At 44.3% G+C, this 26336-nt stretch carries 23 protein-coding genes; 3 read left to right on the top strand and 20 right to left on the bottom strand.

From position 1 onward, the window contains the following. Positions 1 to 3 precede the first annotated feature (3 nt). The 19 genes from JWQ54_RS01905 to JWQ54_RS01815 all read right to left on the bottom strand — a co-directional run bounded on the left by JWQ54_RS01905 (position 4) and on the right by JWQ54_RS01815 (position 22848). A complete protein-coding gene (locus JWQ54_RS01905) occupies positions 4 to 1374 on the bottom strand; it encodes a hypothetical protein (protein WP_299579361.1) in 1371 nt (456 codons plus the stop codon). Positions 1375 to 1477: 103 nt separating this feature from the next. Continuing rightward, on the bottom strand, positions 1478 to 2812 hold the full coding sequence (locus JWQ54_RS01900) for an ATP-binding protein (protein ID WP_299579358.1): 1335 nt from the start codon (positions 2810 to 2812) through the stop codon (positions 1478 to 1480). Between the two features lie 5 nt (positions 2813 to 2817). Then, positions 2818 to 4626 carry a contractile injection system tape measure protein gene (locus tag JWQ54_RS01895; RefSeq protein ID WP_299579355.1) on the bottom strand — a complete coding sequence of 603 codons (1809 nt, stop codon included), beginning with the start codon at positions 4624 to 4626 and terminating at the stop codon, positions 2818 to 2820. A gap of 25 nt (positions 4627 to 4651) precedes the next feature. Next, a complete protein-coding gene (locus JWQ54_RS01890; protein ID WP_299579352.1) occupies positions 4652 to 6037 on the bottom strand; it encodes a hypothetical protein in 1386 nt (461 codons plus the stop codon). Next, on the bottom strand, positions 6034 to 8439 hold the full coding sequence (locus tag JWQ54_RS01885) for a hypothetical protein (RefSeq protein WP_299579349.1): 2406 nt from the start codon (positions 8437 to 8439) through the stop codon (positions 6034 to 6036). Before JWQ54_RS01885 ends, JWQ54_RS01890 begins: the two co-directional genes overlap by 4 nt. A gap of 26 nt (positions 8440 to 8465) precedes the next feature. Then, entirely contained in the window at positions 8466 to 10703 is a 2238-nt protein-coding gene (locus JWQ54_RS01880) for a tail fiber domain-containing protein (RefSeq protein ID WP_299579346.1), read from the bottom strand. Positions 10704 to 10714: 11 nt separating this feature from the next. After that, positions 10715 to 14719, bottom strand: coding sequence for a baseplate J/gp47 family protein (locus JWQ54_RS01875; RefSeq protein WP_299579343.1), 4005 nt, complete (start codon positions 14717 to 14719; stop codon positions 10715 to 10717). A gap of 1 nt (position 14720) precedes the next feature. Then, positions 14721 to 15143 (bottom strand): hypothetical protein, encoded by a 423-nt coding sequence (locus JWQ54_RS01870; protein ID WP_299579340.1) that lies wholly within the window; start codon positions 15141 to 15143, stop codon positions 14721 to 14723. Between the two features lie 24 nt (positions 15144 to 15167). Then, entirely contained in the window at positions 15168 to 15575 is a 408-nt protein-coding gene (locus tag JWQ54_RS01865) for a GPW/gp25 family protein (RefSeq protein WP_299579337.1), read from the bottom strand. A gap of 25 nt (positions 15576 to 15600) precedes the next feature. Beyond that, positions 15601 to 15762 carry a hypothetical protein gene (locus JWQ54_RS01860; protein ID WP_299579334.1) on the bottom strand — a complete coding sequence of 54 codons (162 nt, stop codon included), beginning with the start codon at positions 15760 to 15762 and terminating at the stop codon, positions 15601 to 15603. Positions 15763 to 15770: 8 nt separating this feature from the next. Next, complete coding sequence (gene vgrG, locus JWQ54_RS01855; RefSeq protein ID WP_299579332.1) at positions 15771 to 17420, bottom strand: type VI secretion system tip protein VgrG; 1650 nt, start codon at positions 17418 to 17420, stop codon at positions 15771 to 15773. 2 nt (positions 17421 to 17422) lie between these two features. After that, positions 17423 to 18190 (bottom strand): hypothetical protein, encoded by a 768-nt coding sequence (locus JWQ54_RS01850; RefSeq protein WP_299579329.1) that lies wholly within the window; start codon positions 18188 to 18190, stop codon positions 17423 to 17425. 2 nt (positions 18191 to 18192) lie between these two features. Then, positions 18193 to 18351 carry a DUF5908 family protein gene (locus JWQ54_RS01845; RefSeq protein ID WP_299579326.1) on the bottom strand — a complete coding sequence of 53 codons (159 nt, stop codon included), beginning with the start codon at positions 18349 to 18351 and terminating at the stop codon, positions 18193 to 18195. A gap of 1 nt (position 18352) precedes the next feature. Continuing rightward, the gene (locus JWQ54_RS01840; RefSeq protein ID WP_299579323.1) at positions 18353 to 18859 is read right to left on the bottom strand and encodes a phage tail protein; all 507 of its coding nucleotides are present in this window, start codon (positions 18857 to 18859) and stop codon (positions 18353 to 18355) included. Positions 18860 to 18861: 2 nt separating this feature from the next. Further along, on the bottom strand, positions 18862 to 19326 hold the full coding sequence (locus JWQ54_RS01835; protein WP_299579320.1) for a phage tail protein: 465 nt from the start codon (positions 19324 to 19326) through the stop codon (positions 18862 to 18864). Then, positions 19326 to 19799, bottom strand: coding sequence for a phage tail protein (locus JWQ54_RS01830; RefSeq protein ID WP_299579317.1), 474 nt, complete (start codon positions 19797 to 19799; stop codon positions 19326 to 19328). The genes JWQ54_RS01835 and JWQ54_RS01830 overlap by 1 nt, the downstream gene beginning before the upstream one ends. A 33-nt stretch (positions 19800 to 19832) precedes the next feature. After that, complete coding sequence (locus JWQ54_RS01825; protein WP_299579314.1) at positions 19833 to 21467, bottom strand: phage tail sheath C-terminal domain-containing protein; 1635 nt, start codon at positions 21465 to 21467, stop codon at positions 19833 to 19835. A 29-nt stretch (positions 21468 to 21496) separates the two neighbouring features. Beyond that, a complete protein-coding gene (locus JWQ54_RS01820) occupies positions 21497 to 22279 on the bottom strand; it encodes a hypothetical protein (protein ID WP_299579311.1) in 783 nt (260 codons plus the stop codon). Between the two features lie 2 nt (positions 22280 to 22281). Further along, entirely contained in the window at positions 22282 to 22848 is a 567-nt protein-coding gene (locus tag JWQ54_RS01815) for a DUF4255 domain-containing protein (RefSeq protein ID WP_299579308.1), read from the bottom strand. Between the two features lie 331 nt (positions 22849 to 23179). Between JWQ54_RS01815 and JWQ54_RS01810 the strand changes: the two genes are divergently transcribed. Continuing rightward, positions 23180 to 23785 (top strand): DUF4157 domain-containing protein, encoded by a 606-nt coding sequence (locus JWQ54_RS01810; RefSeq protein ID WP_299579305.1) that lies wholly within the window; start codon positions 23180 to 23182, stop codon positions 23783 to 23785. Between the two features lie 842 nt (positions 23786 to 24627). Here JWQ54_RS01810 and JWQ54_RS01805 read toward each other — a convergent pair. Beyond that, positions 24628 to 24984 (bottom strand): helix-turn-helix domain-containing protein, encoded by a 357-nt coding sequence (locus JWQ54_RS01805; RefSeq protein WP_299579302.1) that lies wholly within the window; start codon positions 24982 to 24984, stop codon positions 24628 to 24630. A gap of 106 nt (positions 24985 to 25090) precedes the next feature. On the opposite strand from JWQ54_RS01805, the gene JWQ54_RS01800 reads away from it, so the two are divergent. Both JWQ54_RS01800 and JWQ54_RS01795 read left to right on the top strand, forming a co-directional pair. Beyond that, entirely contained in the window at positions 25091 to 25843 is a 753-nt protein-coding gene (locus JWQ54_RS01800) for an SDR family NAD(P)-dependent oxidoreductase (protein WP_299579299.1), read from the top strand. 60 nt (positions 25844 to 25903) lie between these two features. Further along, a partial coding sequence (locus JWQ54_RS01795) for an SDR family NAD(P)-dependent oxidoreductase (protein ID WP_299579296.1) occupies positions 25904 to 26336 on the top strand: 433 nt, incomplete at its 3' end.

The following is a 26336-nucleotide window of genomic DNA, read 5'->3' as shown; positions in this document are numbered from 1 at the left end:
ATTTTATACCAGTAATTTTCTGGCTATTTTCTCGGGGGTTATCAAATGGGCTTTGCCCATTTTGTTTCTGTCGACATTAAACCCTAAGTTTTTAAGCAAAAATATAGTTTCCTTACTTCCGCCCCTCAGGCCCTCATGTAAACGTACTGATACAGTTCTTGCATAATTATTGACTGCATGCGCCGCGTTTTTATACCCCCCCTGGCGCAAGGCTTCTTTTAATGGATCCGGACCGAGCTGGTCTGCTTCGGACCACCATTTCATTGGGTGACGCCAGTTTTTGTATCTGTTTTCCTTGATTTTTTGATTCCAATCCTTCCAATCATCTCTTACCCCAAGTACCGCAGCGGCCATTTCCTGCCTGTTATTACGTTTTTTAACGTAATTAATTGCGGCCGCCGTAGCAGCAATACCCGCACCTACGGTTAATGCCAACCAGCCAAACGGTGTGGCTGCACCGGCTAATATCATGGCGCCGCCAATTACGCCGGCTACACCTTTAAACACTTTACCGTAACCTTTTATTTTTTCGCGCCCCTGGGATGCCGCCCCGATCTCGGCAGCAAGTTTAATATCCGGAGAAGTGCGCTGGTTATCTCTTATATTTTTCAGTTCTTTCTGGCGTTTATGGGCTTTCCAGGCACCGTAAGATCCCGTCACAATATCTGCAGCACCTGTTGCTACGCTTGCTATGCTAGCCGTAGTTGTTGCCGCGCCTGTAAAGCCTGCATTTGCATATTCAGAAAAATTTATAATAGAGGTAGCTGCTCCTTTGGTTGCGCTACCCAAGGAGCCCATGGTTTCGCCGAATGCCTGCCTGCGGGCCGATTTGCTGTTAGCGTCGTCAAGCGCTTCTCTTCCTGTCTTATAGCCTGACCGTAAATCTGTAGCTACCCCAAAAGCCCCTGAGGCGCCTGCAAACGCCGAAACCTCGCGGGGTAATACGGTTGCACCCTCCGGAGTTGAATTTTTCGACATCATGGCATCAGCCTTGCCAGCCCCCGCGGTAGAAGCTGCGCCGCCCAGTAAGCTATGGTCTAATATGTCCCACCTTGTCATTGCCCCGGCGTCATGCCTTATTCTTTTGGCATTTAATCGTGTATTATCGTTTAGGGAAGTTTCGCGTCTATGGGGCAGTGTTCTGCGCAGTTGCGCTACAGGCAGCCCTTCCGGTGCCGGATTGGCCAGCTGCTTAATGGCTTCCAGCTGTTTTACTTGTGCACTGTTATCTGCAGCAACCTGCAGACTGCGCTGGGCAGCAGCTTCGGGGCGGTTGTTTACAAACTGAAGAGTAGCGCTGCCGCCTTGCTGTTTTGCTGCACTATCGACCGTGTTCCAGTTTTTATCCTGCGTTTTGTTAGCGTAGCTACCCACTCGGTTTTTTTTTGATCTGTGTAAGGATTTTGCGGACCTGCCCTTAAATAAAGGCAATTACTTTCTAAATTTACAATATTTTTTACTCATATCAATTTGCGCCTTAAAAAATGATGCCATCTTTATGTAGTTCCTTTTTTATCCCGGTCTCAATATCAGAAAGTAAGATCTCTTTAACGTCTCTTTTCATGGCTTGTATGTAGCTGTAACGTGCCACATTAACTATAGCCGCCCCGGATAGTGCATGATCTTGCGCGATATTAAGCCAGTTGATCCCTTTGCTGATCCTGATATTGCCGGTAAATGACCGTTGCCACAGTACGACCCTTTGTTGTGGGGCGGGAAGCGGAAAGTAAACCACCGACTGAAACCGACGCAAAAAAGCCTTATCAATATTATCTTTTAAATTGGTTGCAAGCACTACCAGGCCATTATGTTCCTCGATCCGTTGCAGTAGGTAAGCAACTTCCTGATTGGCAAACCGGTCGTTTGAGCTATTAATATCCGTTCGCTTGCCAAATAGGGCATCTGCTTCGTCAAAAAAGAGTATCCATTGCTTGTTTTCAGCACGATCGAACACTTTGGCAAGATTTTTCTCAGTTTCACCAATATACCGTGACGTGATACGTGAAAGATCTATCCGATAAACATCGTGGCCGGTAGTTTTGCCAAGTAAGGTAGCTGCTAAAGTTTTACCCGTACCCGGCGGTCCGTGAAATAATGCCTTATAACCCGGTTTTAATCTATCGCGAAGCCCTTCTATATCTAACACAGCTTCACCATAGGTGATCCAATCTCTTATCTCATTTATGCCAGATATGGTAGCGTCCGGCGCTATGTAGTCGGCCCAGTTAAGGTTTGTGGTAACCGGGCGGGCCGGAAAACTATCACCGTAGACGGGGGCTTTTTTATGCCCCGTAATGAAATATTCCAGGTATTCTCCCGAAATTTGCAAGGGACTATTAAGCATTGGTTCATCACTACCGGTAGCTTCTAAATTAAGCACTCCCAAACTTATCAGTAATTGATCGTTATTAAACAATTGATAATATTGAAAACGGAGATGCAGGTCATTCCCTGCCAGTATGAACAATGCTGTCTCAACCGTTGGGATAAAGGCATCACTACCGGAATATTTGCCGCCAAATTCGGCAAACTTTTTATCATGAGCGCTATTTTTTACTGCAAGTGCATCCAGCAATGCCGGATCAACATACGGCGCAAGGCTTAGCGCCAGCAGGAGCCGCCCGGGCTGATCAAGATTATTTGAAACGATGAAACCTGCATAGCTGCCCTCAAAGGATGACACCACAGGTGCCGCTTCGTCGGGAAACAGGATAGCCGTTGTCCCGCCAAAATAGGTTTTAAGCCGAGTATCGATCATACGTGCAAGCCATCCCATCTCCCGGGTAAAAAATGCGGCGTTACTTTCGATCATGAGATTTAGATTGACAGCCATTCTACAAAAATTAAATTCTCCATCCAGGGAAGTTTTATTACCGTTACCGCCCAGGGGAGTTTGTCCAAAATAACATCATAAGTTTCCCTTTTTACCTGTAATAACCAATGTCCGTCCCGTGCACTAAGTACACCGTCGCGTTGCAGGTAGGCTCGCCGCAAACCATCTTCTGACAGGGTTTTCCATAAAGGGGCATTACCAATCACAGCCCTTAGCATGTGATCGGCGGCATCGCGTTCGTCCGGCGTAATCACGGCCTGTATGTCTATCGGATTAAAAAGATCTACCCCGGTCAACAATTTGTTTAACAGCAATGATGGTTCAAATATATCCATATCGTTTCCATAGGCCAGGTATTGCAGCAGCAAACAGGCTTTTGCCGCTGCACTTGCATCTATAGATCCATCATTATTGGTAAGCTCCAGGTTACTAAAAAAACGCGGCAAAAATGGCCAAAGCAACACAAGGCCTGAGTTTTTAACGTATAGTTTTTCTATATCGCTAAAAGTGCTGTTAACAAGCCATTTACCAGGATTGGTTTTGTTAGAGGGGGTTTTGGCCACTACAACTGATGGATCGGCGGCGTCAGCAATACCTTTAGGTACTTCTTCTAAGCGGCCGGTCTTTTCACCAGGCTTAGCTAAAATATTATTGGCATCCTTTACATTCAAGTCAGATGCATCTTTATCTATGCCGTTCGTTTCCTGAAAACTCAATGACAGATCTTTATCTGATGTCCCTTTACCTGCGTCGCCTGCTTTATTAACGCCTGGCAATTCATCAGATGGACCTTTACCTGTGCCGCCCGCTTTGTTGGCACTAAACGATCCATCCGATGATCTTTCATCTGTATGGCTGGCTTTTTCAACACCAAACAGATCCCTGATATTATTAAAATGCTGCTGCAATTCATAAACCCCGTTCACGGATATTCCTTTTTTAAAAGCCGCAGGGGCAAACACCTGTAATAACTTATTTAATATCCATAGTTGTTCCTGGTAGTAAGAAAGCAACTCCTGTCCACCTGCAGTTTTGCCTGCATACGCTTCAAACCCGCTTTTGGGATCAAGCAATAACCTGATCAAACGGGGAGTTTCTTTACCTTTTGCCCACGGTTTGTGCAGTGTTAAGGTTAACAGATCGGTCCACCATATCTGGCGGAAGGCAGTTGTAGTTAAAGCCCTTTTATATGCATGGTAAATACGCTGCAGCGCAACCTCGCCGCTAGCATCCCTAACTGCCGGATCGTTAGATGTGGCTATTGCCGCTATCTCCCGCAGCAATTGGTCGCCGGCATTATAAACCGATCGTTTAATAGCCGCCGGTTCTGCAAACAAAACACGCAATAAACGGATAGGTTCGTGTTTTTCCTCTCTAATAACACTGCTAAGCGCCTGTATAAAAAGCGCGGGGGTACCATCTTTTACCCACCATGGGAATATTCCGGTCTCCAGAAAACAAGCCACCAGCACCCTGTCTGTTTGGTTTTTAGTTGTCACCGTTGCACCTTCAATATCAAAGGCGCTTATACTGCTACTTGATGTTTTTTTTACGAGGCGGGCTATTTCCTGCTCAAAACGATCTTCAAAAACTTCTTCGAGTGTATCGATAGTGAGCACGCCAAGGTCAATCTCAAGGAGAGGGATCTGCGTGGTGCTGCCCGGCAAATCCACGCGATCCAAATATTTCTCTATCAGGGGTATGATCCGTTGCTGAAATAAGCGCGAAACCCGCTCCTGTATGGCACGTGCGTCCAACTGCTCATTGATGGCCAGATCTATCACCTGCTTCATGATCATATGCTGTTGGCGCTGCATTTTAAGCTACAGTAATTGTTACAGGCGGCAAAAGCCCGGTAAAACCGGTGGTAGATTTTTTAGCGACCACATAAAAAGTGGTGGTATCCTCAACGAGCCCTGCCGGTAATATCAGTATTTTTTTTTCCTCGATATCCATTGCATCTATTACAAACTCGCTGTATACCCAATTGGCCATCCCGGCATCTGCGTTGTAGTGATCGGCAATAAAGTCACCGCCTATCCGTGTATTCCCTATCCCCAGGTTACGATGATAAAAAACAGGCTCGCCAATGGGCCTATCTCCCTCTTGCTGATACAACTGGTAAACAACACCGCATTGCGCACCGGTTAGTTGTATGGAGATGTTCTTGTCTTCCGTATCTTCACTGGTAAGCACCTTTAACTTAACTTTAGGATCAGGTTTTACCGGTATGATTACGCTTTTTTTCAGATACCCACCATCAGGAAGGCTTCCTGTTTTTCGCGCAATAATGCCGATCACCACATCTTCGGTAAGCATTCCGGTTACAGGCAGGTCAAGATCACCATCGGTACCCTTATACTTGTTACCTATCAGGGTCTCCGTTTCGGGAGGTCCGGCCCCGTCCAGATCTACAAGAAATAACTGATAAGTTACCGAGCTTTGCGTATTTGATAACCTTATAAAAGCCCGTCCGCTATGATCAATGACAGGCCTAACGTTATTACCATCTTTAGGATCTTTTGCAAGCCATAAAGCCGGCAAGTCAAAATCAGGTTTTACTTGTATCGTGATCCGCATATCAAGTATCCCCGATGACCCGGTATTAGGATCATGTACCACTACCGATAATATAGTATCTTCTTTGAAGCCATCCGTTGTTTCAATAGACAGGTCTCCCTTCTCATACAATACTTTTGCGCTAAGCGGGACATTACGATCCCTTTTAAGGCATATATAATATTCGGCTCCAGCTTGCGGGTCTTTTATTGTTAAGGTAGTCTTCTCGTTAAAATTAAGCAGCGTTTTTGAGGCAATTACTTCCAGGCCCATATTTACGCCAACTTTAATATTCACCACCTGGTACAGCACTTTGGTTAAAGGCGCCCGGCGGCTATAACGTTTGGTGGCAACTACTTTAAAAGCATGAGATTCGCCGGTTAGCGGTATAGTATCAAGCGAAATAGCTAGCCTTGAATCATTTTTGTATACCTCGCTGTAAGGGGTATCGCCTTCAAACACCTGGTAGGTAACATCGGGCTGGGGGTAGCTTACCGTAACTGTACCCGGCTTATTAAAATAAACCATTTCAAGGGGCGTGCTTGTAGGAAGGTCGGCCAGTGGATATGTGGTACCGCGAGATTCCAGTAACATATCAAGTAAAGTATTGCGTGCAGCCCTCAAAAGGTGATCTTCGTTCTTCATATCGGGTTTTTTGGTGCAGCTAATCTGTTAAGAAACAACCAGTAGGCATCTTCAAAGCGTTTGAGTTCAGCACGGTTCATCCATTGGATGTATACAGTAAGATGGGCCGGCGTTTCTTCCCGGATAGTGGTTTCAATAAACTCGCGAAAATTGCCTGCAAACCGTTCACTATTGTCGGGGAATACGAATGTCAACTGGAAAGAATAGGGATCCTTCACCATTGATCTGTCCTGGAACACAAAAATGGTGGAATCAAAATCCCTTCGGACCCAACTGAGCGGTGATTCGTTGTTTTCAGCGCGCTTTATATTGATATTAACATCAAAGTTGGCCTCGATACGAAAGTTATGTTCAAACACCATGGAAACTTTGTAAGGTGTTTCCACTCCATTATCGTTCAAAAGTATAACATCTCCATTTTGCAGGCCATGAACGTCGCAACCGCAGATCATCATGCCATCATTAGCCTTAATAAAACTGCTGAAGTACCTGGTTTCGGTATAACTATCAACAGCTGCACGGTCGGCATTACCTGGTCGCAGTAAAATATGTTCCACCATGTGGAAACCGTCTTCTTTTTTATCGGCCAGGCGTATGCGTTTATAATTAGCTATGCCTAATTTTGCGGCTATCCTTTTTTCGAGTCCTGAAACATTCTGATTTCCCCACCCTTTGGCTGTATGATCAAATCCTTTTCCCCGCTGCGCGCCAAGTACGGGATAATTTTGAAGAAAGCTAGTTTTGGTTTTAACCAGCATTCCCTTATAAGCGTTATGGCGTTCCTTTTCGCGTTTAAGGATATTTTGCCTATCCGCGTCCGGGGTTAGTGTTTGATGATCGTTCAACCAAAGCGAATAATCTGCCAAATTTTCGCTAAACCGTGTCAAAAAATGATCCAAAAAACGATTCTTGCGATCTAGTGCCAGCTCATCACTTTCGGTCGTGGCGGCTAATTCACCGGCGTAGCCATCTTTTAGCAATTCATCAACATCCGGCACAACGCCAATAAGCGACTGGCTAAAATAAGTGCGGGCCTCATCGCTGTAAAAAGAGAACAGATCTTTGATATTGCCAACTTGCGCAAAATAATTTGCCAACAATTGCTCAAAAAACAAAAGATAGGCCTTTAATTGTTTGGCCTGCGCTTTACGATGGTCGGGTACCGAATCGGGCACCCCCGTGTTACCTATACCATAAACCTGCGGAAAATGATGCTGGATAGAAAAATAACTGCTCATATTTCTTGGCTCCCGTTTTTCGGGGACGATATCCAACTCGTGCATAGCCGGAAGCCTTGCTGCATCAGATATTTTAAGTTGGTTAAAATAAGCAAGTACTAATTCGCTATTTATTTTGAGTAATTGGCCATTTTTTTTAAATACCAGGCGCTTTGAAAGGCTGGCAGCTGCATCAAGCATGGGTACACGGCTATTATCAAGCTGTAATACCCAATTATTGGCCAATTCAATGTCGGTACTCATCCAAAGATCGGTAATTACGCGCACCCCGGGTTCGGCCATTATCTCGCGAATAAGATCTGATGCATACAGTTTGTTTAGGCGCTTAAACCTGTCAAGCTCCACGTCATCTATAAACCCGTGCTGCAGTGTTGGCCCGTTTATAATTTCATCTATCCGCATACCCCTGGCCTGCATTTCCTGCAGTGTGTAAAAAGAAATGGATGGAGATAGCCAACGGGCTACCCGGTACAATACGTTAGCGGCCAATGCGTTAGCATCATCTATATTCGCTAACTCAACTATTCCGGCAATGGTTACAGGCTCCCCTTCCAAAATAATCAGCTCTTCAAAATCCTCGCACAGGTTGCGGCAACTTTGTAACCGTTGCCATACGCGCTGCCGCAGATCTGCAGTGGATGCTTCCGGATCAGCTTTAGTAACAAACACCCGGTAAAGCCCACGTATATTTATCAATTCGCGATCGGGCAATGGTTCATCCTTAGCAAGCGTTTCCCGGTCTCTTAGCGAAAGTGTTTTGTCTTTGAGGTCAAAATAGATCTCAGGGGTAGATCGCTCTACCTTTTCTATCCAGGCATTTTTTACACCGGTAATATCCAACAGCACCTTGCGAAAATCATTCAGCGTAACCGGGTTGCTGCTTAATACGGTAGCCGGGCTAAAAAGGCTTTTATAGGTGCTGCTATCCGGCTGCGCAAGCAGGTCCTTTGTATCGAAATTTATCCGGTAACTAAGATCGGTAAGCGCGTAACAAAGCTGATCCAGTATAGTAATACCAGGATCATGGGTATTGTGGTCGGTCCATGTTTCGCCGGCCAACTGTTGCAGGTAACCGATGCCTTGCTCGCGCAGCGTATTAAAATCGAGCGCGGGATGTTCGTGCGGTTGGTTGCTAATAGTTATTGAAGGGTGTAGCTGCGGCATGGCAAGTAGTTAACGTAGGGTTAAAATTAATCGGCAAGTACCATATTCTTATCAAGCGATGCTTTCCACGCTAACAGTACATCTATCTTTTTAGAAAGCTCCTGGGTTGCGCTAAGGTTAAGCGTAAACAGGTGATTGTAATTAACGCGCCTAAAATCAGATACTTGTTTACCAAATACCAGCACCCCTTTAAAATTATCTGCATTACCTGTTACGCGGAAGCTCTTTTCGTCAACCACAGTCGCTGTGCATTCGGCATCGCCATGCGGAAGAATCAACCTAACCAGATCTCCGTTAACAAGGTGATGTGGTTCGGCCATAATAAGCAGCATTTCATCGCCCATCGCTGTAATTTTAATCGGGGTGGCAAATATATCAGCCACAAAAGATGTGTCTTGCGATATTGCTTCGGGAATAAATTTTTCTACCTCCTGGGCAATTATCCCTTTCCTGCGCTCGCTTGTTCCCTTACCAAGGTAATCGTAATCTTTTATGCGAAGCCTGTTAAGCAGGGCCAGATCTTTCCCTCCATCAACAGACAGGATGTTTCTTTTTATGCGCATGTCAGAAGATTCCCTAAGGGCTCCATTGCCTTTATAATCTCCTTTTAAAAAAAGATCACCCAGGTTGTTTAAGTGAGCCATAATGCTGGATGTACCTCCATTCGGTATATTTTCAAACATAAACCCTCCAGGGCCGTTACCACCGTGATTTACAAAGTGCGTTCGCCCTTGCCCTCCCAATTTATTCCAGGTGATATAGGCTCCCTGCAATGCCAACGCATTTTCGTTCTCCACTCCTCTAATATGCAACGTCCCGTTCACGTCAAGCTTACTTGTACCTGGAAGGCATCCTATACCTACGTTGTCATCGATCGTAAGCGATTTCTTTACTGTTACTAAACCCAGATGGTTTATATTCATGTATTCCTTATATTGCCTGCTTGCTGCGTGTTGGTTATCGAAATCGCCAAGACTAAAATTTCCATCAGTATCAACTCCCATTCTAACCGACCGGGTAATGACGCCCTGCTTTCTGCCAAAGATCAATTGTCCTGAAGACCCCTCTATTTTATCGTCGCCTATTTGCAGTACATTATTACAACCGCTGATGGCTAAAGGATCATCTGTTCCTAAAGCAACAGTACCGTTTTTGCCGATGATCATATTTGGCCGGCCGGATGCCGCCCGCTCACCAGTCTTGTTGTTGAAGAATTTGATTGGTGCATTTACAGTGGCAACCTTCAAGCAATAGCCATCAGTAGTTGAATAAAGGCCCGGATCTATGGTATCGCTTCCAAGGGCTCCATCACCCCATTTAATTACCCCGCCTTTCATCTTAAACCCTTTGCTGATATTGAGGTCTCCGTTTACATCCAATACACCGGCTACCGCCATATTACTTTTTGCGTTCAATAAACCGTGAACATTTACTTCGCCCCTGGCTATCGTATTACCTTTTACTTCAAGCACCCCGTTAACAAGGCCGGTGAGCATTGTAGCACCACCATTTGCTTCCAAAAGCCCGTTAACAGCTAATCCGCTCCTAAACAATGAGTCGCCCATTGCCTCAAATCGGTGTGTAACGGTTGCGGAACTCATTAACGCGTTGCCTTTGGTTTCAAATGGCCCGGTGACATCCAGTTTGCCGGTTACTGCCGCGTCGCCGTTAGCCTGTAACAGCTCGTTAACCTCTAAACCTTTTTTTACAGATACTCTGCCCGTATAATCAATGTTAAGCCGTTCTTCATGGATACGATTGCCTACATGGCCCAAATCATATATGCTTAAACCACAATCGTCTGTAACACCAATTTTAAAAGCACGGTTGCGGTTTATATCTACCAGCCTCGCCAGCAATAACTGGCCGTTGCTATTTGCAACGGTATCATCGCCCAATTGCAGCATACCCGGTTCGGCGGCCCTAACAGGGTTAATTCCGCCGATATTTACAGCGCCGGTCCTTTCATCAATAAATAACCGGCTTGTTCCGTCACCTGTGGCAATATTAAATCCCGGGTTGGTGCCCGGTTTTCGGTTGATCTTCCAGGCAGGGATTGGCAAGGACTCAAAGCTCTCATAAAAGGCCAGCAGTTCCTGTGTGGTGCCCTCTGCCTTTACACTCAGCGGGTCGCCCGAACTTTTCAATACACCATCGTCGGCCAAATTAATAGCCGAATCAATTACGTTTGCAAAATCATCCTGTGTAGGGATCTTGTTTTTTTGGAAACGAGCTTTTAGCACTGCTCTGCTTGTTATTGCCATTACTGTTGCGTTTAAAAATTTATAATATTTTCACTTATCTTAAAGTCTACATCTACAGCCATGTATCCTATTCCTTCAGTAGATGTTTCCAGGAATTCTTCGTCGGTAAGCAGGCGGATCTCATGCGCACCTGCAGATACAAGTATTACATTAGGGGTCACTGTATACACTTCCCCTGTTTCTTTATTCAGCACATCGCGAAATGTTACCCCGTCTACGCTATGCAGCAGTTTAATCGTGTTCACATGGTCGATATAAGGCTTTTCGGCTATAAAATTGACGATAACGTTATGGTGAATGCTTCCGCCGATAACGATCTCTGCCTGTTCATCATATGCCCATGGCGCAAGAAATCTTTTAAGTTCCTCTTCAAGGTTTTCAAGGCAATAAGTTTCCGCATACCCATACTTGATACGTACTGCTGTACGTATCCTTAATTGCACATAGGTAGGATTTTTTACGGTTACCATTACAAACGGCGGGGTGCGTGCGCCAAGGTAGTCGCTAATACGCAACAATCCTTCGGCCGGTAGCTTGGGCTGAAAACTATTGAACGACTGCCGTCCTTGTATGTTCGGGATCACGATCACATCAACACCGCCGGTGTCCTGCATCGTGCCCGAAAAATTGCCGGGCAAGCACTTCACCTTGTATACTTCAGGGAATTCCTCCAACACCAGGCGTTCATAATCCCACATGGTAAGTGCACGGTTTTTATGCCTTAACCTTTCGCTCACACGCGAATAATATAACGGCGTAGTTTCGCCGGGTTTACCGTGCATGGAAGCAAAGGGCTGTACCAGCATTTTTACACCGGGAAGCATATCAATAGCGGATGTTATACTCATTGGCTTCAGTGGTTCGGCCAGGTGACCGGCAGCATTATTATTGTTGATAAATACGGCGCTAAGGCCCTGTGCCATCACATCCACCAGATCAGGAATGGCAGCCGTACCATTAACGGTTGCACGCAGCCAATAAAAACCGTTAGCCATTAACGTATTATTATTGCTCAACCCTGCCGGGATAACCAGCTCCAGCAAACCTGTATTTAACAGCCCGTTAGTGCTATCGTTAAGTATGGCTTGAGCATGGAAGGTTATCCACTGGTTATTATCAAGGTAGCTCCATCGCACATCAAGCCTTTGCAGGTCGGGGTCGGCACTGCCGGCAGCAAACTGGAACAAAAGCGATAGGTTTTGCCCGTTACCCAAGCCGGTAAGCCCGAGGTACAATTCGCCCTGATCGTCAAAACGGGGCATAAAAGCATTTTCCGCCGGTTTGGCATAGCCAAAGGGGGTGATATGAAAAAAGCTTCCTGCATTATCTAATTGTTTAAAACCGATGTTCACTGATGCCTGGTAGCCTGCTGTTAGTTGTTTTAATACAGGCACGTAAGGCGGGTTTAATACCAGGTCTTTGTATTGTGCATTGTTAAGCGCCTGCCTGGTAACCAGTGTGGGGTAAACCGATTGCCTAAAATCGTTTTGAAGTTCCAGTACAAAATAACGTGTCCAGCTGATCACTTCTTCCCGGCTATTTAACTGCCGTGCGTTCAGATCAGGCGCACCGGCCGGCAGCCAATTTAAAGGTGTAGTTACTTTGTTTTCGCCGGTTGCGTTCTTCCCATTAAACAAAGTGATTTCCTTTGGTTTAGATGAAATATCATGATCGACCATTGTAAGACCGGCTTTAAAAAAATCGTTGCCGGTCACCTCTTTGTTCGATCCGCCCATGTCATTCTTAATGATGCTCCAATAGGCGGTATAATAGTCTGCAAAATTTGCTGGGGCATTCATCCAGTTGAAATTGAGCGTGAGCGAATCGATCACTTTTCCTGCTATCTCGGGATGGGAAAAATAAAATCGGTTGCCCGAACGCGGGTTGGCCCCAAACGGCATGAACGGCTTTTTGGGATTGTATTCTGCATATTCATTTTGAATGCTAAGCGACTTGATATCGTTTACCTCTACATCTACCCGGATATTGGTTATTGTTAGCTCATAAAATTTTTGATACCAGCTATTAAACCCGTTAGCCAGGGCGGTTTGATCCTCGTTATCATTCAACATAAAGGCCAGTACAGGCTCATCGTGTTGCAGGTTGATCGTGTCATCATCCGGCCCGGGTGCCAGGATCTCAGGGTCTGTCCCGGTCAACTCAAACCGTACATGGATTGCATTAAGATATATTTCGGTACGGGTGTATCGTTTGCTATAAGGCTGATCCGGCATTTTGGCTTTCATAGTAGCGCGGGCACGTTTGGCATCAATAATCGTATCCACCCTATACACCGATCCATCCTTCAAAATGATATGATCCCCCACACCCGATGCCAAAAAGATCTCTGTTGCTGAATTAAGTATCCCGTCCTTTATCGAAACATCAAGTGCAGCCCCGTCTGACCCGGGCTTTAAAAAATCTCCGAAAGACATCGAACTTTCGGTTAATTTTTTCCAGCCTTTGCCGGTACTTATGTAAAAAAGAAACGGCGGAGGCAGCGTGCCGCGCTGGTTGATCGCATTTGCCAGTTGTGCTGTTTTAAGCTTGCCGGTAGGATCAAATGCGATATACACATCAATGTTCCGTTTACCCTCGCGCATTAAAAGCCTTGGCGATGAAATGGCCATACCCAGCGATAAGGGTGTTGTTTTATGTGCACCCGGCCGGCGGCTGTCGACACCAAAAGTTTTAAAATGTTGGATCGGTGAACCTGCCCCCGATATAGCTTTTACGTAATCCACCGCAACAATGTCTTTCCATTCCGTTTCTTGCGGCACAGCCACAACAAGGTCTTTCCTTTTGGATCTTGCCGTTTCCAGCAAAACATAGATCTCTCTCCATCTTTCGTCTTTGACCTTTTCTGCTCTCAAGCTTTTTACCAGGCCACTAAATTCAGCTACCGAAAGCATTAATTTACTGGTAACATAAGCAGCAGCCAGCGCCTTACCGGGCGTATTATCCTTTGCTTCTACTTGATCGAACAAATCATTCAGTGTCTCTGTATCAATCCTGTTGTTGTTTAGATCAGGTAGGTGGCCATCGTTATTTCCCAGCGCTATTTGCAGCAAACCCAGCAGATGCGGTGGCCTTTCTGTAGCTTGTTGCCGGTTCCTGATCATCAGGCGGCGGTAAGCTTTTTCAAGCGTTTGGTATATATATTCCCAGTCCGGTTCTTCTTCTTTTTTCGGATCCGCAGACCGGACAATGCTGTTAAGTTCGGCATCTAACAGCAAATATTTTAAAGCAGTAGCAGTAAGGTCACTGCCTGAAAGCCCCGGATCGAATGTATCGTATCCTAAAGCCATATTCATAATCTCGTTGAGTGCCTGGATTCGGTCGATATGTTTTTCGCGCTTTTGACGAAGCCCGATCACGTTCTTATCAACAAAAAGCGATCTTATATTTTTGACAGCTGCCTGGCTGATCATGGTGTCTTTTTCTGTTTCGTACGTCAGGTCTTTTCCTTCGCCGTCCTTTCCGGCCGTTAACTGCGTGCCTTTTGGCACAAACAGCTTCTCCATATCGGCGGTAAGCTGTACAATAACATTTGCAACATCGGGCACCGGCTTTTTTTTATCCATGCCTAAAAGCTCTTCATAGTAAAGATCCAGGTGCTTTTTGGTAAAGTGGTTCACCTGTAGTTTAATATTATCAAGCAGTTTCAAAAACGTAACAAATAATGCCAGATGCGGGCTTGAGAACGGAGGCCCCTGGTGCGAAAGCGCAAGGTCATAAGTGCCTTCGGCATAACTTATAAGCCCGGCAAGCCACTTTTGCTGATCGGCACTGTCTGCTGCCCCGCCATTTAAAAAGCCGCTCCAATCGCCGGCCGCTTTGTTCTCTTCATTATAAAAGGTTAAATATTTGGCAAAGCGGGTAGCAAACTCAAGCAGATCGCGCAGGGTACGCTCTTCTATGTTGATACTGTCCGGATCGGGCGCACCAATAATGCGCTGCGACTGGCTGGTGCCATCGCGGTAAACAAGTTTTCTTGGATTTAACCCTCCGATCATGTTAATCTATCGTTATTTTAAAATTGGTAGTTACAAATTCCCCCCTGCCGGGGTAAGACGGCGAAGGGTCTGGAGATAATGTCACCGGGTCCATCGCAGGTTTTTGTACCTGGAATTTTGCAATAAAATAGCGCCCTTTCAATATTATCTTTTTTGCCGAATCGGTTGTTTTTATGGAAAGCTGATCCGGGCCTAACCGGGCTATCTTAAGGGTACCCATGCCTGGTGTAACAAACGGCCCCGTTACATACGGGCATCCGGCTACTTCTACGCTGGCCTCATCTCCTTCAACACATATTTTTTTACCACCTCCCACGCTTTTGCCCGAGCCTGTTATAGTGCCCGGCAAAACCGTTACAATGGCCTGTGCAAAAAGCGACGTGAACAGTACCTTGTCGCCATCAATAAGGGGGTAATCAGCCATCGGTTTCAGGTGTTTTAAGGCAGATCATTTAGATGCCTCGTTAATGTAAAAAGGGTAAACCATGTTGTACCTGTTATTGGTAGACATAATGATATATTCGACCGATATAAGCACCAGGCCCATTTCATTATCATCTTGTGTAACATCTACTTGCTCTACCACTATCCGCGGCTCATTCAACAATATCGCATCTGAAACAGTTGCCGCGAGCGAGTTGATAAGCTGCTGGCCTATCTCGGCAAACTGGTAGCGTGAAAGGTCGCAGCCATAACCGGGAAACATCACCCGCTCATTCATAGCAGTGGTAAGTAATATGCCAAGGCTTTGTTTAATATCTTCCTCGCCTGCAATCATTTCTATACCGGCACCACCAGCAAAAAACTCGGGCGGGAAACTCCAACCCTGGCCAAGAAATGCATTTTTATTCTCCATAATATACTGATTGGGGCATTAACTGTTAGGCTGCGGTTTCTACGGGCCCCGTATTTTTCATCTGTGTTTGTACTTGCTCCTGGATATTAGCAACCAGTTCAAAAACCGACACATAACTTTGATTTCCAAGCGCTTCTAAAATCTGATTAATTTCTCTTAAGCTGAGTGTTAATTTAACTTCGTTCATGATAATTATTATTTTAATTCTATTTTACTTCCTTCGATCTTTACGGCCTTCCCTTTAATGCTTATATCGCCTTCGGCCTTAATAACCAGGTTATTTGCAGTGTTGATCTCGATTCCTTCCGCATTTAGTGTTATGTTATTTTTATTTACATCGTTTATCTCGATGAATTTTTTGCTTTCGTTTATCAGGATCCGGTTCCCTTTAGATGTATGGATGCTCACCTGCTGCAATTCGTCATCAAAGATCAACTTCAGCCCTTTCCTGCTCACAAATCCTTTAGTAGTATTGGTCTTATCCCGGGGAACTGGCGGTATGTTTTTGGATCCGTAAAGCGAACCCAGTATTACCGGGTACCGCGGGTCATCGTTAATAAACCCAAGCACAACTTCATCATTTTTTTCGGGCCAAAAAAACATGCCCCGCTCATGGCCTGCACCAAGGGTGGCCATTCGCGCCCAAACTACTTTGTCTGCACCTATAGCACCAAACATCCGCACTTTTACGCGGGCGCGCTTGGTAGCGTCAAGCTCAATATCTTCCACAATAGCTGTTTGCAGGCCATTTATACCGGGTAACAGCCCTGATGCCGGTAAAGCGGTAAGAGATGCGGTACCGGATAGCCCATCGGCCCCAAGCCCAAATTGCAAATGGGTGAACCATCCGTTCTCTGTAACTTCATGACGTATGCCCGTCACCATTGTGAGCCCTTTAAATTTTAACCCCATCCCTTCGAGGTTAATATTATCTAACAAATTAACGCTGGTAAGTCCTCCTATTTTAAAGCTCCCTCTTAACATAGACAGCCTTGTTCTAAGCATCCTTGCTTCTGCCCAGGCCTTTCCCTCTTCAGGGCTAAGCGGCACTAAAGCTAATAGCCGCTCGGCTTTATCTCCTGAAATTTTTTTTATATCTGCCGCTTTTAACTTACCCTGCTCTAAATTAAATGATTCGACATTGGATTTGTCTGTGGTATGGCTTTCTTCATCCCAGGTAGTTGTTTGTATACCGGCGTATTGATCACTAATATCAAGTTTCAGATCAAGATCATAAATAATATCCTTACCCAGTTTAAAGGTTTTTACCGAAGGGGCTGACAGTTTTGGGATCCTTGCCGATACCTTCCCGTTCACTGTGGTCACCAAAAGCCCGTTCACATCGGCTCTGCTAAGCAGCATATCCCAATTGGTGGTATGATATTGTACAATACGTTCATGTTTAAATTTAGTATCATCCACCGTTCCCTTATTTACGCCACTACGGGAGATGAGCCCTTCTATCAGCTCACTATCTTTTATATCTTTAAAAATATCGCTTTGCTTTATAGTTGTCATCTTGATGGCATCGTCGCTCATCTCTACCGTAAGTAAACTATTACCCTGGTCGTACCTAAGCGATTGCGTGACCACTGATCCCTTAAAGATCACTTTTTCTTCTTCGGCCTCGCCTTCTTCCCTTATGCTTATGCTAATCTTTTTACCCGGATCAAAGAAATCCCCATCGCTAATGCTATATACCTGTTTTGAGTAATCACCGTCTATGAGTACCATTTCTGCATATGAGATACGGTTAACTTCATTCGATACCGAAATACTCAGCAGCTTATATGTGGCAGGCATAGCCTTGCTATCGCTGGTTATGGTATAGGTGATACTACTCATAGTTATTGTTCAATCGGCGGAAAAAAAAGTTCCTGGCCCGGAACGAGGTTTCTAAAATCGACCAATTTATTTGCCTTTGCCACTTCCAGGTAGTAAGTCCCCGACCCATATATTTCCTGGCAAAGCAAGGGCAAGGTATCATGAGATCTTACGACCCGCTTATGGGTTAGATCGGGCGAGCTTTTATTTTCCCGTTTGATCCGCGCCTCCTCGTCGGTCTCGCCAAAAAAAAGGGCATCCACCTCGGCTCTTAGCGGGTCTCCGCCTTTATCAAAAAGCGTGTAAGTAATCTTATAACTTTTTAGCCTGCATTTATACACCAATGTCCCCCATTCGATCTTCAGAAACCTCGGCTGGTGCACTTTGCCATCCATATCCGAAGTTAGCTTCATGAAGTTCCTGATGCGTTGTGATACTGTTTCGCTTTTAGACCAGGGCCTTCTTAATTCAGATACCGGATCAAAATAAGTATCACTTAAAGGCAGGCTAAACTCCGTAACACCTGTTCCGTCAAATATTAGCTTGAGCGATAACGTTGAAGGTTTGCTTAGGGTATATATCGCTTCACGGCCGGTAGTGTTTATTCCCTGGTATGCACCATAAACGTTCTCATATGTTAGCGAGTACGATTCCGGATTAAACATCACCTCAAGCTTTTTCTCGTCGCTGTTATGCTCCTCGGTCGGGTAACTAAAAATGGTCAGTTTCTCAAGCTTCCAGTATACCTTTTTAACAACCGAGTTATTTTTGATCTTATTGAATATTCCCATCGTTACCTGTTTTTACTTTTAGCAATGATCTTAAGTACTTCTTTTACACACTCCTGAATGATCTGCGCCTTATCTATAGCACTGCCGCTACTATCTGCTGTATTGGCGTCGGTATTTACGACAGTAGCTTTTATTACCAGCTCTCTAATTTCTACAGCCATATCAAATAATATCTATTACCGGGATCTTAGGTGGTTCAAAAGCGAACGGAACAGGCAATGATTTAAAGCTGGTATATGATAGTTCGATACTTTCTATCATCACCCTATCAGACTCGGCGTCCATATCAGAAATGGACCATTTGATAGGTACTGCTTTTAAAAATAGTTTATGCATTACGTGTTCTCCGGCCTCGTTAAAAAGTATGATCAACACATTAGACGGATTGAAGCTAAAACTTGAAAGCGCCATATTAACAGTAAGGCCTAACGGCGATAAACTTGTTGCCATGCCGCGATGAAGGACCAAATTACTGTAACTAACACGCTTTGGAACACGGTGCTGGTACAGGTTTTGGCCGCCTTCATATATGGTTTCCATCTCTATCTCGGCCTGCATACCTGAAACGCGCTGAAAGCGAAAATCCAATACGGAAGGCGCAAAACCGGTCTCAAGAAAATACACACCAAAACGGTGGCTTAATGCAAGGTTTGAAGAAAATACGCCCATGTTTACTGAATATATTCAATTTTCATGTTATATGCTACCAGTTCGATACTCTCTATAGCTACCTCGTTACTATTGGCAGAAAAACCCGGCGTATCTATTTTCACCGGCATAGCGCCGGATATACTCCAACGAATAAGCGGCATGCCTTCTTCATTGCAAAGATCGATGAAAATATCCAGCGCATGATTTTGAGTTAACCAATTGAACAACTCGTGCCGGCGATGCACTATTCCCCTTTTTAGGGTAATAGTATTCATCATAGGCTGCCCGCGCAGCACTTGCGGCCCTGTAGCATAACTCATACCATGCTTATACACCACTGTTTGATATTCCATTTTAAGGCCGGATACCTCTGCAAAGGCCACATCGTGCCCACCGACAGAAACTTTATAGTTATAAGCCGGCAACGGGTATTCGTTAACGATCCGGTTCCAGCGATCGGGTTTAGGTAGCGTTAATGGTTCCACTAATTTTCTTCCATTGTAAGGCTGCTCGCCACTAACTCCATCGATTCGATAGCCACATCGTCCGCACTGGCGCTAAAACTTGGCGCCGTAAGCTTAACAGGGAACGCATCTATCACCGTCCATTGCACTACAGACTTGCCTGTTTCATCGCACAGATGTACTTTGATATCTTTTTTAACCGTTCTGTTAAGCTTTGTTCCGTTTATCCAATTGTAAAGCGCTTGCCTGCTTTTTCCTTTAACATATCCTTTTTTAAGGATAATATTCAAAGGTTTTGGCATCCCGGGCATATACATTATGTTAGGGCCAGGCACGGTCGCGTTTATCCGGCTTTCTTTATATGTGATCGTTTCATAAGCAATCTCCAGTCCCGAAACCTCCGAAAAAGATATAGTATCCGAATCAATATCCACGCGGTAATTATATACCGGCAGCGGATAATCTGTTTTCATTTGTTCTATTGTAGTAGCCATATTAATAAATGTGAAAGTGTTATGGGTTAATGATTATGCTTCCTGTAACTTGTGCGAAAAGCGTAGTATGATAAACTCGGCAGGCCTTACGGCGGCCACACCTATCTCTATGATCATTCTGCCTTCCAGAATATCCTGCGTGGTCATTGTAGACCCCAATCCTACTTTAACAAAATAGGCGGCCTTGGCGGTTGACCCGGCCAATGCTCCTTGTTGCCAAAGGCTGTATAGATAGCTATCTATCATACTTTGCACTTTTAACCATGTGGTGGCATCGTTAGGTTCAAATACAGCAAAAAAAGTAGCCTTGCTGGCCGAATCTTCGATAAGATTAAACAGGCGGCGAACAGAAACATAACGCCACTCATTATCGTTGCCCGCAAGAGTGCGTGCGCCCCAAACAATAATACCTTTACCTGTAAAGCTACGGATGGCGTTAATGGATTTGCCACCGTCTGCATGCACATTCAGTTTATCTTGTTCGGCTACGGTAATTTTAGTTACCGGTTCTATCACAGAGTTAAGGCCTACGTTTGCAGGCGCTTTCCACACACCACGGTCACGATCAACGGATGCGTATACACCAGCTATAGCGGCCGAGGCCGGTAGCACCACTTTATATTTAGGGCTATTTAATTCATTCCTAATAGCTGAATACAGTCCTGTATATTTGGTTTTGACCGTATAAAGTGTGACATCGCCGGTGGTTGTTTCTGTGGCGGCGGCAGCGGCTTTTGCTTCTGCGGCGGCGGTTACTGCTGCGGCAGTTGCTTCGATGGCGGCGGCGGCGGCAACTTCCGCGGCGGCAGTTGCTTCTGGAGTTACATCGGCGGCGGCTGTTGCTGCTGCGGCGGCGGCGGCGGCAGTTGCTGTAGCAGCGGCTTCGGCAGTTGCCTTCGCTTTTGCCTCGGCTGCTTTTGCCTTATCAGTATCCTTCTTGGTCCCTCCTGAGTCTCCAGTGCCCGAAAGACCTTTTACTGTTATATTAATATCATCTACAACGGGGCTTATAGAAGTTTTAAGGAAAGGAAAGTACGCCGCCCCATACTGAAGATTTTCGGCACCAATGTGGTCTCTGAATATCTCCACCGCATCTGCCGTTTCAACATCCGCCGGGCGCACATCCAGTATACAAAACCGATTTTTTAATCGCTGGCACTGTGCAAGCGCCTCCTGACAAATGGCGTAATAATTGACCTGACTAAGGCCGCACGCATCCGGCATTACTATCAGCGTTGGCTCATCCTCTTTTTCAAGCGATTTCAAGCCTTCTTCAAAATCGTCATTTTCAAATTCAGTGGCAGAACTATACACACCCAGCGAAACGATGTAGCAATAATTTCCACCGTTTTTAAAGAACAGGTCCAGCGAATAATAAAGTTTATAAATAGAACTTTTATAGTCGGTTATCCCATCAAAAATCGTTTGAGTGGCGCTTATCACTTTCGCTTTTGCGGAAACTACCGATGTCGGCGGGCCACCAAAATACTGCAGAAACTCCAGCATAGTACTGATACGGGTGGGGACCAGTTTGCGGTCGGTACCATTGTATTCGGTTTTTTTGGTGTAGCCCAAAAAGGCCGGAATGGCGGTTGAGCCTTCTACTACAGAAGGAGGCAGCGTTGAAATCTCTTCAACATACACACCAGGGGTGTAATAATTTGTCATGCGTTTAAAGTTTAGTTCTGATATGTTATTTAATCGAGCAGGTTAATAATTTGTATACCATTATCATACAGCGACGGATTGGGCAAATGCTTTATGATCACTGAATTAGTTGATTCGTTTTTTAGCTGTATATTCTTCCGCCCCTGGCTGTTAAACGCAATGGCCTTGTCCGATTCGAATGACGAGACCTTTGCTACCGGGTAATTATTAGTTAAGGCAGTAACAATGGCATCGGCCGGGGTTTCTGCACTTTCCTTTTTAGAGAACAAAATACCCGATAGCTTACCATCTACTACCAAGCCTGCCCGCGAGGCGCCCGTAACTACGTAGTAACTCCATTTTAACGACCGGGCCAAAAATTTAAGCGTTAACGTAGCAGGCAACCTGTAGTTTAACCGTAACCTGATAATGCCTAATAAAGGCCGGTCTATTGCATTGCCAGCTTCAGCCGCCGAAACAACGCTGCTTAACAGCGTGGCAGTATTTTTTTTGTTGGTATTTTGATTAGTAAATAAGTAGATCTCATCATTTTTTTTAGCAGCCAAAATTGTATAGTGATAAAATTGACTATCATCCATAAAAATAAGAAAATCAAAAGCTATATCTGCCGAAGGCATAGTTGCAAAAACGCCCGTCTGCGGCGAATTAGCTTTAAAGATAGTTACCCCCCGGGCATCGGTTTTAGCCAGCAAGCCAAAATCTTTCAACCGCTTCCTGCATTGCTCACCGGGAATAATAGATATGCCCGGGGCAGGTCCCTGGTCAAAATATTCGTGCCGGATAGTTAGGCTTAGTTGCTTTATAAATTCCATAACTATATTGAAATATCCAATTCCACCTTGTTTACATCCCGGATCACTTGTATCGATTCCTTATCGTTAAACACCAGCATACTTACTTTATAAAGCAGCGATGGCTGATAGGCCGACCGCAGGGAATTCCAAAGTTCATTCTGTTCTGCTAAAGGCAAAGCCTGCAACTCCATAGTGAACTTGCTTAGTTCGGGGCTTAATGTTGGTGTATTTGCATGATCAAATACCCGGTTACGCTGGAAAAATCTTATAATAAGCGAAAGAATCTTCATGGACTGCTCATAATCAGCAAACCTAACAACAAACAGGATGAGCAAATTGACAGGGATACTGGGATTAACTTCGGTTCGCAAACCATTTCTTACCACTCCACTAAACCTGTCTGCCGATCTGATGGATTTTTCTTCTTCGATATTAATAAGTATCGGGGTAATATTATTGAGCGGAAATTGTGACGGATCTAACTTGCTTCCATCAGGAAAAACTACCGTATCCTCCGGGTGATCGGTCTTTAAACAAACATACTCATTAAGCTTATCTTTAAGAGTTATTAATACTTCGTCGATCATTTTGTGACATTGGTTGGTTACTTGGGGTATGATGGTTTAAGTTTTTAAACTTAGTGAAATTTATTTTCAAATAAAATACTTAACCATTTTTATTTTGGAATATTTCAACTAAAAAAACAGAGCCCCAAAACCATGTCGTCTCGTACTAAAAAAACCTTCCGGGCCGATATGATCTGTTTGGATCCATGGCTTGTTTTGTGCCACTGTGATATTAACACTACTCAAGTTTCATTTTAATAAATAAAATTCATTACCTTTAAAAATAGTGTTTTAGATAAGATCAGAATAGAAGAACGCATTACTTTCAATTTGCAAACCCAGAACAACCGCAATGAGCAAACATGCAGATAAAATAACCCAAAATGAAAAAATTTCCACTGCTGGTAATGTGATCCAGCAGCGCAAAAATAAACCGGCGTTGCAATTTGTTGCTAAAAGCCCTAAAGGAATTGCGCAAAGAAAAATACAACAATCCGTTAACAATAGTACCCGTGTGCAGCAATTCAAAACCATCCAGCTGATGGCTGATAATTATACCGGACCATCAGTACAGCGAAAGAAAAGTGGTGAAAATGAAATGCTTCAGGAACGATCTAAACCTGTACAAAAAAAAGCAAACAACACTGGCTTACCCGACAACTTACGATCGGGCATTGAAAACCTTTCGGGTATGAACATGAATGACGTAAAAGTGCATTACAACTCTGCACAACCTGCTCAAATGCAAGCACATGCTTATGCCCAAGGTACCGATATACATATTGCGCCCGGGCAGGAAAAACATTTACCGCATGAGGCCTGGCATATAGTGCAGCAAAAACAAGGGAGGGTGCGGCCTACCACGCAGATGAAGGGAAAATTAAATATCAATGACGATAATGGGTTGGAGAAGGAAGCAGATGTGATGGGCGACAAAGCTATGCGAACTTCAATTTAGGCTAACGTGCCGAACACGCATATTTGCTGAAAAGTACTACGCGATCCGGCGTTTAATTTTTATCCGTTACTTGCGATCCGACAACGGTTCATCCATAACCGATCGTCCGTATATCTCTGGTGTTAGCGAAAACGCTTTCCTCGTCCCTGCGCAGGCTTCCCCATGGCATACTCAACTTGCTGAACCGGTACGATAATCGTCGTTTGCAATTGTCAAATCACGAAATACTATTTAGTTTTTAATTTTGCCTGGTCCAAAACGAAAGTGAGTTTTGGGTGGGTCATTTTTGGCCTGGCTGATAAAATATTGATAATGAAATGGGAAAATCCGTTCGAGTCCCGACCATTGTAGGCCAAACGTTGAGCATTAGTCAACGAAATTTGATCACTTCAAAATACCCATTTGGTAGTATTTTAAAAAATAAGCCTTAAAGTTGAATATAACATTTACAACCAGGGCTTATGAAACACCGGTGAGTTTTTGAAGTAAAAACAGGCAAAATCAGCCTTTAAAGCACATTGGACTGACGGAGTTCGATTCTCGTCGGGATCACTATAAATTTCGGTACTACGAAGATTACTCAACAAAACCCGCTTATTTTTATAAGTAGGTTTTGTTTTAAGCTGCTATCCGATCTCAAACCGGGTATAGTAATGATCCGGGAAGTTAGTAACCGTACTGTGGAATAGGCTTCAGCTACCATCGGGTTTACCATCAAGGTCATAATAGCTACAAAGCATAGTTTGAGTATCCACTACTCATTTTTCTACTCCGGCATTGGCAATGGCTGATACGAGGTTGTTGGCAGCAATAGCAGGACCACACCCAACAAAGAACGAACGTTACTTGCCGACAATTTTCTTTCTGTGTACAATTCCCCAATCTGTAAGATTGGTGATTATGGTTTGCAGCGTATCGCCGTGTTCCGTAAGTTCATACTGAACCGTTATAGGTTGTGTATCTAAAACGGTTCGTTTTACCAACTGGTTTATTTCTAATTCCTTTAATTCTTTGCTCAGCATCCTGTTGGAAATTCCTTCTATATCATTCAAAATATCCGAAAACCTTCTTTTACCATAACAGCAAATAGATGAAATGATAGAAATCTTCCATTTCCCATTCAGCGCGTCCATTGAATCCTGAACGGCCCTCATTCTTTTCTTTTGTTCCTGTTGAAACTCTTCTATTATACACCCCATAATGTTACTTGGTTACACCGATGTTACTGTTATTTTTCAGTACAAAGTTACTAAAAATAACTTATGCACTCTACCTTTGTCGCTCAAATCTTAAATAAAAGAAATAATGAGTAAATTAAAAAATAAGGTTGCCGTGATTACAGGCGGCAATAGCGGTATCGGGTTTGGCATTGCCCAAGAATTTAAAAATGAAGGTGCTAAAGGAGTTCTTGTCGGCAGAAATCAGGAAACTTTAGATAGTTCTGTGGCTCAACTTGGAGATAATTTTATAGCCATAAATGCCGATGTAACCAACCTTGCCGACCTGGAAAGAGTATTTAAAGAAACATCTGAAAAATTTGGTAAAATAGACGTGGTTGTAGCCAATGCGGGGGGTGGAACTATAGGAACTGTGGCAACTATTGGCGAAGCCGACTATGACAAGACAATGGATTTAAACCTGAAAAGTGTTTACTTCACTGTTCATAAAGCACTACCCTATATGAATGATGGTGGTTCTATTATTCTTATCGGGTCAAATGCAGCGCATCGAGCATATTCTTCTTTCACGCTTTATGGTGCTGCAAAAGCGGCTGTAATCTATTTTGCAAAAGCATTTTCAAGCGACCTTTTAGATAGAAAAATTAGAGCAAATGTAATAACACCAGGTACAACTGATACACCAGCATTTGAACAGTTTGTTCCCGCAGAACAAATTGAAGCTATCAAAAAACACTTTGCGGATGCAATGCCGATAGGCAGGATTGGGCAACCATCTGACATTGGTAAAGCAGCGGTTTTCCTGGCCTCTGATGATTCTTCGTTTATGCTTGGTGCTGAACTCCTTGTTGATGGTGGTATGACCTATTTGGCTAAGTAATTGACACTACGGTGGCGCGAGTTTGAATTCGTGCCATTAAATAATTAAAATAATTTCAAAATGAGTAAATTAAAAAACAAAGTAGCGGTAGTTACCGGTGCTTCAAAAGGAATAGGTGCATCTATCGCCAAACACTTTGCGGCAGAAGGCGCAAAGGTTGTTGTAAATTATGCTACAAGCAAAGAAGGAGCGGATAAAGTGGTGAAAGCCATAACCGACAATGGAGGCATAGCCATTGCGGTACAGGGCGATGTATCGAAAGAAGTCGATGTAATCAGGCTGTTTGAAGAAACAAAGGAGGCTTTCGGCACGTTGGATATTTTGGTAAACAACGCGGTCTTTCAGCAATACTTACCTATTGAACAAGCATCGGTAGAAGCTTTTCATCAGCATTTCAACGTCAATGTTTTGGGTCCTGTACTTACTATCCAGACATCTTTGAAAGCATTTGGCGATAAGGGTGGCAATATCATCAATATCAGTTCGGGTGCAA

Source organism: Mucilaginibacter sp., assembly GCF_028288225.1.
Classification (GTDB): domain Bacteria; phylum Bacteroidota; class Bacteroidia; order Sphingobacteriales; family Sphingobacteriaceae; genus Mucilaginibacter.
Note: the sequence above shows the minus strand (reverse complement) of the source record. Positions and strands in the feature narration are given on the sequence as shown.